This is a genomic window from Chitinimonas koreensis, assembly GCF_014353015.1.
GTDB lineage: Bacteria > Pseudomonadota > Gammaproteobacteria > Burkholderiales > Chitinimonadaceae > Chitinimonas > Chitinimonas koreensis.
This window is the reverse complement of record NZ_CP060704.1, coordinates 1,388,192-1,399,012: the sequence shown is the minus strand read 5'-3', so window position 1 is coordinate 1,399,012 and position 10,821 is coordinate 1,388,192. Positions and strand designations below refer to the sequence as shown.

The following is a 10,821-nucleotide window of genomic DNA, read 5'->3' as shown; positions in this document are numbered from 1 at the left end:
CGCTCGGGTGGAAGCGCGGTAGCGCACCCGCCAGAACAGCCGCACCGCCTCGCGGCTGCCGGTCTCCACCGTCCAGCCGCGGCGCATGCCTTCGACCGGCGGCAGTTCGTGTTCATCGGGTTCGGGCAGGGGCGCGGCGCGCAGCGATGCGGCGGTCAGGGCGGCGGCCAGGCCGGCGAGCAGGAACTTGGACCTCATTCACACCTCGAGTGGATCGACGTCGAGCGACCAGCGCACCTTGCCCGCCTTCAGCTGGCGCAAGGCCGCCATCCAGGCGGCCAGGAAGGCCTGCAGCCGGCTGCGCGCGCCCGATTGCACCAGCAGTTGCGCCCGTTCGCGGTTGGCCAGCCGCGCCATCGGCGCCGCCACCGGATCCCACAGCGTGACCGCCGCATCCTCGGGCGCCAGCTCGATCGCGCGCTGCAGGAAGGCGATCGCCTCGGCCAGCGCGAAGCCGTCGGCGCGCAGGACCGCCTGGTGCACGAAGGGGGGAAAACCGGCGCGGCGGCGCTCGCTCGACTCGGCCGCCGCAAAGGCAGCATAGTCGTCGGCCATCAGCGCCGCATATAAGGGATGTTCTGGAAAGTCGGTCTGCAGCAGCACCTCGCCGGGCCGCTCGGCCCGGCCGGCGCGGCCGGCCACCTGGGCGAGCTGGGCGTAGAGCCGCTCGCCGGCGCGGAAGTCGGCCGAGTGCAGGCCGTTGTCGGCGCCGACCACCGCGACCAGCGTGAGGCGCGGGAAATCGTGGCCCTTGGCCAGCATCTGGGTGCCGATCAGGATGTCGACGCGGCCATCGTGCACCGCTTCGAGCGCGGCCTCGAAGCTGCCCTTGCGGCGCATGCTGTCGCGGTCGATGCGCAGCACCCGCGCATGCGGAAAACGCTGCGCCAGCATCTGCTCGAGCCGCTGGGTGCCCTGGCCCAGCGGGGCCAGGTCGCTGTTGCCGCAGCCGGGGCAATGCGCCGGCAGCGCCTCTTCCCAGCCGCAGTGGTGGCAACGCAGGCAGCGCTCGCGCAGGTGCACCGTCAGCCGCGCCGAGCAGCGGGTGCAGCCGGCCAGCCAGCCGCATTCGCCGCAATGCATGACCGGGGCATAGCCGCGCCGGTTGATGAACACCAGCGACTGCTCGTTGCGCGCCAGCCGCTCGCCGATGGCGGCCAGCGTGGTGGCGTGCAGGCCGTCGGCCAGCGGCTGGCGGCGGGTCGCCACCAGCCGCCAGCTCGGCGGCCGGGCGCCGTCGACCGCGCGCTGGCGCAGCGCCAGCAGGCGGTAGCGGCCGGCCTCGGCGTTATGCCAGCTTTCCAGCGCCGGCGTGGCCGAGCCCAGCACCACCGGCACGCCGGCCTGGCGCGCGCGGTAGACCGCCAGGTCGCGCGCCGAGTAGCGCAGGCCGTCCTGCTGCTTGAAGCTGGCGTCGTGCTCCTCGTCGACCACGATCAGCCCCAGCCGCGGCAGCGGCGTGAATGCCGCCAGCCGGGTGCCCAGCACCAGCGCCGCCTCGCCGCGCGCGGCACGGACCCAGCCGGCGGCGCGCTCGCCGTCGGCCACGCCGCTGGTCAGGCCGACGATGTCGACGCCGGGGAAACGGCTGCGGAAGCGCGCCTCGAGCTGCGGCGTGAGGTTGATCTCGGGCACCAGCACCAGCGCCTGGCGGCCGGCCGCCAGCACCCGGGCGATCGCGTTGAGGTAGACCTCGGTCTTGCCGCTGCCGGTGATGCCGTGCAGCAGGAAGGCGGCGAATTTGCCGCCGGCCGCGCCGGCACAGGCCTCGCCGATCGCCTCGACCGCGGCGGCCTGCTCGGCGTTCAGCGCCGGCCCGGCGGCCGCCACCGGCGCGGCCGGCGCCTGCACCAGCGCGCGCACCCTGCCCTGCGCCAGCCAGTCCTGCACGATGCGCCAGGCGCCGGCCGACACCGCGCGCAGCTCCGCCTCGGCCACCGGCCGCTCGAGCATCGCCGCCAGCCGGTGCTGCATCACGGCACGCGCGGCCAGCCCCTCGCGCAGCGCGGCCGGGTCGGCCGCCTGGTAGCGCAGCGCCTCGGCCACCCGGAACGGCGAGGGATCGCGGAAGCGCGCCGGCAGCGCGGTATGCACCACCTGGCCGATCGGATGCTGGTAGTAGGCCGCGCAGAAGCGCAGCAGGCCGAGCAGCTCGGCCGGCAGCGCCGGCAGGTCGTCGAGCACCGCCTCGACCGGCTTGATCGCGATGCCGGCATCGGCGGCCTGCTCGGCCACCTCCATCACCACCCCGACCAGCCGCCGGCTGCCGAACGGCACCACGGCGCGGCGGCCGAGGTCGGCCGCGGTCGCAGCCTCGACCGAATAGTCGAACAGCCGGTCGAGCGGAACATCGAGGGCGAGGCGAAGAAAAGGCATGCGGGGTCAAGCGATAAATTTGCGCGGCCGTGCGGAGCGCTTAAAGCCCCGTCGCGACAGGACTTTCGCCGCTTTCCACAAAACCTGTGGATAACTTTGTGGGAAAGTTTTGGTTAACAGGCTAAACCCCGGATGCGACAAGCGCTTTGCTGGCTTGCCCAAAAAATGGGCAAAAATGTTTCTCTTTTAAAATCAATGCCTTGAAAAATAAGACCGGGATGGCACGAATTTTGTCAAGGCTTGACAAGGCTGCCGATTGCCGCCCGAATGCTGTGCATAAGTTAGCGGCCATAGCGCCGACCGCACTTCAACATCGGCCGGCAAGTCCTTGTTTTTGCTGAATCAATCGCGCCTGCCGAATGGAGGGCGGCAGGCACGAAAACGGTGCGATCGATCAAACGGAATGGTAGGCGCGGGAAAGGCGATGGACCGCGTCGACCAAGGCGGTCACGTGCTCGGGCGGCGTGAACTGCGAGATGCCGTGGCCGAGGTTGAACACATGGCCGCTGCCGGCGCCGTAGCTGGCCAGCAGGCGCCCCACCTCGGCCTCGATGGCCTCGGGCCGGGCGAACAGCGCATTGGGGTCGAAATTGCCCTGCAGCGCGACGCGGTCGCCGACGCGGCGGCGCGCGGCGGCCAGGTCCATGGTCCAGTCGAGCCCGATCGCGTCGCAACCCGAATCGGCGATGTCCTCGAGCCACAGCCCACCGCCCTTGGTGAACACGATCACCGGCACACGGCGGCCGTCGTGCTCGCGCACCAGCTGGTCGATCACGCGCTTCATGTAGGCCAGCGAGAATTCCTGGTACTTGCCGTAGGCCAGCGCGCCGCCCCAGGTGTCGAAGATCTGCACCGCCTGGGCGCCGGCCGCGATCTGGCGGTTCAGGTAGGCCGCCACCGTGTCGGCGTTGACCGCCAGGATGTGGTGCAGCAGCTCGGGCCGGTCGTACATCAGCGTCTTGACCCGGCTGAAGGTGTCCGAGCCGCCGCCCTCGATCATGTAGCAGGCCAGCGTGAACGGGCTGCCCGAGAAGCCGATCAGCGGCACCCGGCCGTCGAGCGCGCGGCGGATCGAGGCGACCGCGTCGAACACGTATTGCAGCTCGGCCATGTCGGGCACCGCCAGCGCGCGGATGGCGGCCTCGTCGCGCAGCGGCCGCTCGAACTTCGGCCCTTCGCCCTCGGCGAAGTAGAGGCCCAGGCCCATCGCATCGGGCACGGTGAGGATGTCGGAGAACAGGATGGCGGCGTCGAGCGGATAGCGCTCGAGCGGCTGCAGCGTGACCTCGGTGGCGTAGTCGGGCGAGGTGCACAGCCCCATGAAGCTGCCGGCGCGCGCGCGGGTGGCGCGGTACTCGGGCAGGTAGCGGCCGGCCTGGCGCATCAGCCACAGCGGGGTGTAGTCGGTCGGCTGGCGCAGCAGGGCGCGCAGGAAGGTGTCGTTGTTCAATGGGGACATGGCATTCGCCGCCTCAGGCGGCCCACAGCAAGGGAATGGAATAACGGCGCAACTGCTCGTCGGCGCTGACCAGCACCAGGTCTTCGGTGCGGGCCTGCGCGACCAGCATGCGGTCGAACGGATCGCCGTGCAGGGGCGGCAACGCCCGCACGGCCTCGGTATGGCGGAAATCGATCGCCAGCGCCCGGAAGCCCTCGACCGCCAGCTCGGCGGGAAGGTCGACCGGACCGGACAGCTTGCCCAGCGCCTGCTTGATGGCGATTTCCCAACCGCTGGCGGCGCTGACCCAGATTTCGTGCGCCGGATCGGCGATGGCGGCGTAGGCAGCCTGGCCGAGACGCTCCGGATCGGCCAGCCACCACAGCAATACGTGGGTATCGAGCAACAGGCGCATCAATCGCCGCCCAGAAAGCCGCGCAGCACCTCGTCGGACAGCGGCGCGTCGAAATCCTCGGCGATCGCGATGCGGCCCTTGAGCCGGCCGCCGACGCGCCGGGGCCCGATCTGCTCCACCGGCACCAGGCGCACCACGGCGCGGCCGTTGCGGGCGATCAGCACTTCTTCGCCGGCCAGCGCGCGCTCGACCAGGTTGGAGAGCTGCGACTTGGCGTCGTGCATATTGGCGGTCAGCATGGGAGACTCCTAGCTAGATTAGCTAGATCAGATTATAACGCCGGTCTTCAGCCGAGCCAGCCCGCTTCGCGGGCGGCCTCCAGGCGCGGCAGCACGTATTGCCACAGCGCCGGCGCGGCGTCGTCGATCGGCAGGTTCTTGCGGATCACCTGCTCGAAGCGCACCGCGTTCTCGCGCCAGCCGATGCCGTCGTTGGCCAGGTTCTGCAGCATCGGCAGCAGCCGGTCGCAGGCGTAGGCGAAGCGGCCTTCCGGCGTCGCGCGGTCCTCGTATTCGCGCCACAGCGCCATGAACTCGTCGCGCTGGGCCGGCGGCAGCAGGCCGAACAGCCGCTCGGCCGCGGCGACCTCCTTGATCGCCTTGGCCGCGGCGCCGGCCTCGTCGTAGAGGAAGGTGTCGTCGGCGTCGATTTCGACGATGTCGTGCACCAGCAGCAGCTTGACCACCCGGTTCACGTCGACCGCCGGCTCGGCGTGCTCGGCCAGCAGCATGGCCATCAGCGCCACGTGCCAGCTGTGCTCGGCGCTGTTCTCGTAGCGCTCGAGCCCGACCGGCCGGGTGCGGCGCAGCACGGCCTTGAGCTTGTCGAGTTCGAGCAGGAAGGCGAGTTGGTCGGCGAGCGGGGTCATCAAGGCGAACTCTCCCGACCATCGATCTCGACGATCGGCATACCTTGTTCGAGCAGGCTCAAGGCCTCGCCCAAAGTCGCGCTGAGCAGGCTGCACAGCGAACGATTGCTGGTATTGCCGCAGGTCAACCACAGCAGTTGGGGCGGTGGTCCTAAGCGAGTCACCAAATCTGCGAAGTCGCTGTCCTTGGACAACAAGATAGCCCCGGCCTGCCGCGCCTCGGCGAAAATTTCGAGGTCCGTTGCATCGCGTAACCCCAGATCACGCAGCGCGTAGGCCGACAAGCCGAAGGTTTCGGTCAACCACGCGGCCAGGACCGGCGGCAACTGGGCATCGAGCCAGAGGATCATGCGGCGAGCCGTGGAATGTCGAGCCGGCTGGCGGCAAAAGCCAAGCAGGCACGGATATCGTCGGCTTCGAGATCTGGATAGTCCATCAGAATCTCGGCGGTATCCATGCCGTTAGCCAGCATATCCAGCACGTCGGCGACCCTGATCCGCATGCCGCGTACGCAGGGACGGCCACCGCATTGGCCCGGCCGCTGGGTGATCCTGGCCATCAAGGTACGATCAAGACTCATGATTTGCTCCAGCTGTCCTTCAGGCCCACCGTCCGGTTGAACACCGGCCGTCCGCCGGCGGCATGGTCGCGCCGGTCGGTGACGAAATAGCCGAGCCGCTCGAACTGGTAGCGGCTCTCCGGCGCCGCGTCGCGCACGCAGGCCTCGACGTAGCCGGTCACCACGCGCAGCGATTCGGTGTTGATGAACTGCTTGAAGTCGAGGTACTGGCCGTCCTCGCCGCGCACCGCGTCGGGCCGCTCGACCGTGAACAGGCGCTCGTACAGCCGCACCTCGGCTTCGATCGCGTGTTCGGCGCTCAGCCAGTGGATCACGCCCTTGACCTTGCGGCCGACCGGGTTCTGGCCCAGCGTGGCCGGGTCGAGCGAACACTTGAGCTCGACCACGCGACCGTCGGCATCCTTGACCACCTCGTCGCACTTGATCACGTAGCTGTAGCGCAGCCGCACCTCGCCACCCGGCGTCAGCCGCTGCCAGCCCGGCGGCGGCACCTCGGCGAAGTCGTCGCGCTCGATGTAGATCTCGCGCGCGATCGGCACTTCGCGCTCGCCGAACTCGGGATGGTGCGGATGGAACGGCGCCGAGCGCGAGCCGGTGGTGCCGGGCTCGAAGTTGGTCAGCGTCACCTTGATCGGATCGAGCACCGCCATCACGCGCGGCGCCTCGGCTTCCAGCGTCTCGCGCACGGCGCCCTCGAGCACCGACAGGTCGACCACGTTGGGCGTCTTGGAAATGCCGCAGCGCTCGGCGAACAGCCGGATGCCGGCCGGGCTGTAGCCGCGCCGGCGCATGCCGCTGACGGTGGGCATGCGCGGATCGTCCCAGCCGTTCACCAGCGCCTCGGTGACCAGCTGGTTGAGCTTGCGCTTGGAGGTGACGGTATAGAGCAGCTCCAGCCGCGAGAACTCGATCTGCTGCGGATGGCAGCCGATGGTCACGTTGTCGAGCACCCAGTCGTACAACGGGCGGTGATCCTCGAACTCGAGCGTGCACAGCGAATGGGTGATGCCTTCCAGCGCATCGGAGATGCAGTGGGTGTAGTCGTACATCGGGTAGATGCACCACGCGTCGCCGGTGCGATGGTGGTGGGCGCGGCGGATGCGGTAGATCACCGGATCGCGCAGGTTCAGGTTGGGCGAGCCCATGTCGATCTTGAGCCGCAGCGTGCGCGAGCCGTCGGCGAATTCGCCGGCGCGCATGCGGCGGAACAGGTCGAGGTTGTCCTCCACAGTGCGGTCGCGGAACGGGCTGTTGCGGCCGGGCACCTGGAAATCGCCGCGGTATTCGCGCATCTGCTCGGGCGTGAGCTCGCAGACGAAGGCCAGGCCCTTGCCGATCAGCTCCTCGGCGTACTGGTAGAGCCGCTCGAAGTAGTCGGAGGCGTAGCGCACGCCGCCGTCCCAGTCGAAGCCGAGCCAGCGCACGTCGGCCTGGATGGCCTGCACGTACTCGTCCTCTTCCTTCTCCGGATTGGTGTCGTCGAAGCGCAGATTGCACTCGCTGGCGTAGCCGCGCGCCTTGTAGTCGTCCTTGATGCCGAAGTTCAGGCAGATCGACTTGGCGTGGCCGACGTGCAGGTAGCCGTTCGGCTCGGGCGGGAAGCGGGTGATGGTGCGCGGGTGCTTGCCGGAGGCCAGGTCGGCATCGATGACGGTACGGATGAAATTCTTGATTTCGGTTTCGGCGGCCGGGCTGGCGTGGGACGTGGACATGAAGGCGTCGGCGATCAGGATTGGCGATGCGCCGATTTTACCCGATTCCGCCGGGCCGCCCGCCTCGGCGGCCGCTCAGCGTGGATCGAGGTAGCGCTTCTCGACGTAGGGCGAAGTCATCGCCGTCAGCAGCGCGCCGTAATCGAGGCTGAAGCGCACCCGCTGGCCGAGCGGGTAGTCCGTCCCGACCGCGCTGGCGTCGAGCACCAGGTGGTCGCTGCTGGCGCCGATCACCCGCAGCCTTGCGTCGTCGGGCTGCAGGCCGGCCAGGCGGATGTCCTCCTCGCCGATCGCCAGCAAGAGCCGGCGCATCGGCGCATCCGGCACCTGGTCGAACCGGGGCATGCGGCCGAACGCGTCCTTGCCGGCCAGGCCATAGGGCCGCGCCGGCTTGATGCGGTCCTCGATCACCGGCGCCGACAGCTGGAAGGCCGCCTTGCGGTAGGCCGCGCCACGGAACACCGACAGGAAGGCCGCATCGGGCAGCAGGATGCCCTCACCGACGCGCAGGTGGTTGATGCCGGCCGGCAGGCAGCCGGCGTCGAGCAGCGACAGGCTGGCCGAATTGCCGCCCGACACGATCGGCAGCTCGATGCCGAGCCGGCGGCGGAGGTCGCCGGCGACCTCGACCAGCACCGCCAGGTTGCGCGCGGTCGGCTGGATGCCGCTGATGCAGCCGAGATTGGCGCCGACGCCGAGCAGCCGGATGCCGGGCAGCGCCGCCACGGCTTGCGCGCAGCCGAAGGCTTGGTCCGGCAGCAAACCCTCGCGCAGGTCGCCCAGCTCGATCATCAGCACCACGTCGTGGCGCCGGCCCAGCGCCGTCGCCTCGGCCGACAGCCGGCGCACGGTCTCCAGTTCCGAATTGAGGCTGACGTCGGCCAGCGCCACCGCCGCGGCCGCCTGCGCCGGCGACGGCGCGCGCAGCAGCCACAACGGCCCCCGCAGGCCGGCCTGGCGCAGCCGGCGCAGATTGGCCAGCCGCGCATCGGCCAGTTGCGCCACCCCGCCGGCCAGCATGGCCCCAGCCACCTGCGGCGAGCCGCAGGCGACCTTGGTCACGCCGGCCACCGCGATGCCGGCAGCGGCGCACTGCGCGGTCACCGCCCGCGCGCCGCGCTCGATGGCCGCCAGGTCGATCTCCAGGCAGGCCTCGTCGCGGTTCGCGGCGCCGGGCATCGCCATGACCGGGCGCGGTCCGACCCTGATCGACATGGCCGGCCTCAACGACCGTAGACGTCGAAGTCGAAATACTTGTCCTGGATGCGCTTGTAGCGGCCATCGGCGCGGATCGCCACCAGCGCGCGGTCGAGCTCGGCCCGCAGCGCATCGCCCTTGCGCACCGCGATGCCGGCGCCGACGCCCCAGTACTTCTCGTCGCCGCGCTCGGGGCCGACGAAGCGGAAACCCTGGCCGGCGGCGGTCTTGAGGAAATCGGACTGGCCGACCACCACGTTGACCAGGGTACCGTCGATGCGGCCGGCCTTGAGGTCGAGGAAGGCATCGTTCTGCGTCGCGTAGTCGACCACCACGGCGCCGGCCGGCGCGTATTCGGCCTTGGCGTAGCGCTCCTCGGTCGAGCCGCGCAGCACGCCGATGCGCTTGCCCTTGAGGCTCTCATTGGTACCCGAGACGGCCTGGCCGGCCGGGAAGATCAACCGCGACGGCACCTTGTAGTACTTGTTGGTGAAGTCGACCGCGCGCTTGCGTTCCTCGGTGATGTCCATCGACGAGATGATGGCGTCGAACTTGCGGGCGTTCAGCGCCACGATGATGCCGTCCCAGTCGCTCTCGACGAAGCTGCAGCTGCGCTTGATCTCGGTGCACAGCGCCTGGGCGATCTCGATGTCGAAGCCGGTCGGCGTGCCGTCGGGCAGCTTGTAGGTGAACGGCTTGAACGTCGGATCGATGCCGATGCGCAGCGGCTTGGCGTCGGCGGCATGCGCCGCCTGCAGCATCAGCAGGCTCGCCGCCAGGTTGGCCACCGACGCGGCGATACGGGAAAAGGCCTTCATGTCACACCCCTGTGTAATATGCATGCGTGGAATGGGATCGAACGAAGGCCAGTACGGGCGGGACCGCCATGGCCTGGTTCGATCGACCGAAATTAACCAGCGCGATACGGCATGACCATCGAAATATAATCATGCGAAACATGCACACAGGGAATATGAGATGAGCACCGGCCGGCTTCCGCCGCTCGACCTCTTGCGCAGCTTCGCCGCGGTCGCCCACGAAGGCAGCGTCAGCCGCGCCGCCGAACGGCTCTACCTGACCCAGGGCGCGGTGAGCCGGCAGATCCAGCAGCTCGAGGCCGCGCTGGGTCTGGCCCTGTTCCAGCGCCAGGCGCGCGGCGTGACGCCGACCGAGGCGGGGCAGGAATTGCTGGCGGCGGTCGACCTGGCGCTCGACCACCTGGGCACCACCATCGAGCGGCTGCGCGGCCGCGGCGCCGGCCTGCAGCTCAAGCTATTGCCGACGCTGGCGCTGCGCTGGTTCCTGCCGCGCCTGCCGGGCTTCCAGAAGGCCCATCCGGACATCGAGATCCGCATCAGCACGGCTGAATTCCAGCGCGTCGACTTCGCCCGCGAGGGCTTCGACGCCGCCATCGTCTACGACCGCGCCGAGCCGGAGGGCATCCACGCCCTGCCGCTGTTCGCCGAGCACCTGACGCCGGCCTGCGCGCCGGCCCTGGCCGAACGGCTGGGGACGCCGGCCGACCTGGCCGGCTTCGACCTGATCCACCTGACGCCCGACCATGCGCACTGGCGCCAGCTCTTGGCGCGCGCCGGCATCGCCCATCCGCGGCTGGCGGCCGGGCCGAGCTTCGAATCGAACGACATGGCGGTGAACGTGGCGAGCCAGGGCCTCGGCGTGGCGCTGGCCGATCCGCTGCTGTTCGCCGACGACATCGCCGCCCGCCGGCTGGCCCTGCCCTTCCCGGAATTGCAGCTCGAGACCGGCTACCGCTACTGGTTCGCCTGCCCGCGGGCGCGGCGCGACGATGCGGCGATCAATGCGCTGCAGGCTTGGCTGCTGGCGCAGCTGGAAGGCACGAACGGCTAGCCGCGGAACATGAAGTAGACGGCGCCGAGCAGGCACAGCCCGGCCCAGACGAAGTCGAGCTTGAACGGCTGGTTCATGTAGAACACCGCGAACGGCACGAACACCGCCAGCGTGATCACCTCCTGCATGATCTTGAGCTGGGCCAGGGTGTAGACCTGGAAGCCGATGCGGTTGGCCGGCACCTGCAGCAGGTATTCGAACAGCGCGATGCCCCAGCTGGCGACAGCGGCGATGTACCAGGGCTTGGCCGACAGGTCGCGCAGGTGGGCGTACCAGGCGAAGGTCATGAAGACGTTGGAGCAGACCAGCAGCAACATGGACTGCACGGCAATGGGAATCGACGTGAACATTGGCGGCGGGACGATA

Annotated in this window: 12 protein-coding genes; 1 reads left to right on the top strand and 11 read right to left on the bottom strand. The window is 69.4% G+C overall.

The window, feature by feature from the left end; translation table 11 throughout:
• Window positions 1-198 precede the first annotated feature (198 nt).
• The 10 genes from H9L41_RS05960 to aotJ all read right to left on the bottom strand — a co-directional run bounded on the left by H9L41_RS05960 (window position 199) and on the right by aotJ (window position 9,404).
• Window positions 199-2,376: a primosomal protein N' gene (locus tag H9L41_RS05960; protein WP_028447867.1), complete on the bottom strand. Its 2,178-nt coding sequence runs from the start codon at window positions 2,374-2,376 to the stop codon at window positions 199-201.
• A 394-nt stretch (window positions 2,377-2,770) separates the two neighbouring features.
• Window positions 2,771-3,835 carry a uroporphyrinogen decarboxylase gene (hemE, locus tag H9L41_RS05955; protein WP_028447868.1) on the bottom strand — a complete coding sequence of 355 codons (1,065 nt, stop codon included), beginning with the start codon at window positions 3,833-3,835 and terminating at the stop codon, window positions 2,771-2,773.
• A 13-nt stretch (window positions 3,836-3,848) separates the two neighbouring features.
• On the bottom strand, window positions 3,849-4,229 hold the full coding sequence (locus tag H9L41_RS05950; protein WP_028447869.1) for a type II toxin-antitoxin system VapC family toxin: 381 nt from the start codon (window positions 4,227-4,229) through the stop codon (window positions 3,849-3,851).
• On the bottom strand, window positions 4,229-4,468 hold the full coding sequence (locus tag H9L41_RS05945; protein ID WP_028447870.1) for a type II toxin-antitoxin system Phd/YefM family antitoxin: 240 nt from the start codon (window positions 4,466-4,468) through the stop codon (window positions 4,229-4,231). The genes H9L41_RS05950 and H9L41_RS05945 overlap by 1 nt, the downstream gene beginning before the upstream one ends.
• 47 nt (window positions 4,469-4,515) lie before the next feature.
• Window positions 4,516-5,097: an HD domain-containing protein gene (locus H9L41_RS05940; RefSeq protein WP_034608076.1), complete on the bottom strand. Its 582-nt coding sequence runs from the start codon at window positions 5,095-5,097 to the stop codon at window positions 4,516-4,518.
• On the bottom strand, window positions 5,097-5,447 hold the full coding sequence (locus H9L41_RS05935; protein WP_028447872.1) for a DUF5615 family PIN-like protein: 351 nt from the start codon (window positions 5,445-5,447) through the stop codon (window positions 5,097-5,099). Before H9L41_RS05935 ends, H9L41_RS05940 begins: the two co-directional genes overlap by 1 nt.
• Window positions 5,444-5,677 carry a DUF433 domain-containing protein gene (locus H9L41_RS05930; protein WP_028447873.1) on the bottom strand — a complete coding sequence of 78 codons (234 nt, stop codon included), beginning with the start codon at window positions 5,675-5,677 and terminating at the stop codon, window positions 5,444-5,446. The genes H9L41_RS05935 and H9L41_RS05930 overlap by 4 nt, the downstream gene beginning before the upstream one ends.
• Window positions 5,674-7,389 carry a glutamine--tRNA ligase/YqeY domain fusion protein gene (locus H9L41_RS05925; protein WP_028447874.1) on the bottom strand — a complete coding sequence of 572 codons (1,716 nt, stop codon included), beginning with the start codon at window positions 7,387-7,389 and terminating at the stop codon, window positions 5,674-5,676. The genes H9L41_RS05930 and H9L41_RS05925 overlap by 4 nt, the downstream gene beginning before the upstream one ends.
• Window positions 7,390-7,464: 75 nt before the next feature.
• Window positions 7,465-8,568: an alanine racemase gene (locus tag H9L41_RS05920; protein WP_028447875.1), complete on the bottom strand. Its 1,104-nt coding sequence runs from the start codon at window positions 8,566-8,568 to the stop codon at window positions 7,465-7,467.
• A gap of 44 nt (window positions 8,569-8,612) precedes the next feature.
• Window positions 8,613-9,404, bottom strand: a complete 792-nt coding sequence (aotJ, locus tag H9L41_RS05915) for an L-arginine-binding protein AotJ (RefSeq protein WP_028447876.1) — start codon at window positions 9,402-9,404, stop codon at window positions 8,613-8,615.
• Window positions 9,405-9,564: 160 nt separating this feature from the next.
• On the opposite strand from aotJ, the gene H9L41_RS05910 reads away from it, so the two are divergent.
• On the top strand, window positions 9,565-10,455 hold the full coding sequence (locus tag H9L41_RS05910; protein WP_028447877.1) for a LysR substrate-binding domain-containing protein: 891 nt from the start codon (window positions 9,565-9,567) through the stop codon (window positions 10,453-10,455).
• Here the strand turns inward: H9L41_RS05910 and H9L41_RS05905 are convergent.
• Window positions 10,452-10,772, bottom strand: coding sequence for a DMT family protein (locus tag H9L41_RS05905; protein WP_308417343.1), 321 nt, complete (start codon window positions 10,770-10,772; stop codon window positions 10,452-10,454). The two genes, H9L41_RS05910 and H9L41_RS05905, sit on opposite strands and share 4 nt — an antisense overlap.
• Window positions 10,773-10,821 lie beyond the last annotated feature (49 nt).

Coding starts and splice junctions, on each gene's coding strand:
- H9L41_RS05960 (WP_028447867.1), bottom strand. CDS start 2,376: ATGCCTTTTCTTCGCCTCGCCCTCGATGTTCCGCTCGACCGGCTGTTC.
- hemE (WP_028447868.1), bottom strand. CDS start 3,835: ATGTCCCCATTGAACAACGACACCTTCCTGCGCGCCCTGCTGCGCCAG.
- H9L41_RS05950 (WP_028447869.1), bottom strand. CDS start 4,229: ATGCGCCTGTTGCTCGATACCCACGTATTGCTGTGGTGGCTGGCCGAT.
- H9L41_RS05945 (WP_028447870.1), bottom strand. CDS start 4,468: ATGCTGACCGCCAATATGCACGACGCCAAGTCGCAGCTCTCCAACCTG.
- H9L41_RS05940 (WP_034608076.1), bottom strand. CDS start 5,097: ATGACCCCGCTCGCCGACCAACTCGCCTTCCTGCTCGAACTCGACAAG.
- H9L41_RS05935 (WP_028447872.1), bottom strand. CDS start 5,447: ATGATCCTCTGGCTCGATGCCCAGTTGCCGCCGGTCCTGGCCGCGTGG.
- H9L41_RS05930 (WP_028447873.1), bottom strand. CDS start 5,677: ATGAGTCTTGATCGTACCTTGATGGCCAGGATCACCCAGCGGCCGGGC.
- H9L41_RS05925 (WP_028447874.1), bottom strand. CDS start 7,389: ATGTCCACGTCCCACGCCAGCCCGGCCGCCGAAACCGAAATCAAGAAT.
- H9L41_RS05920 (WP_028447875.1), bottom strand. CDS start 8,568: ATGCCCGGCGCCGCGAACCGCGACGAGGCCTGCCTGGAGATCGACCTG.
- aotJ (WP_028447876.1), bottom strand. CDS start 9,404: ATGAAGGCCTTTTCCCGTATCGCCGCGTCGGTGGCCAACCTGGCGGCG.
- H9L41_RS05910 (WP_028447877.1), top strand. CDS start 9,565: ATGAGCACCGGCCGGCTTCCGCCGCTCGACCTCTTGCGCAGCTTCGCC.
- H9L41_RS05905 (WP_308417343.1), bottom strand. CDS start 10,772: ATGTTGCTGCTGGTCTGCTCCAACGTCTTCATGACCTTCGCCTGGTAC.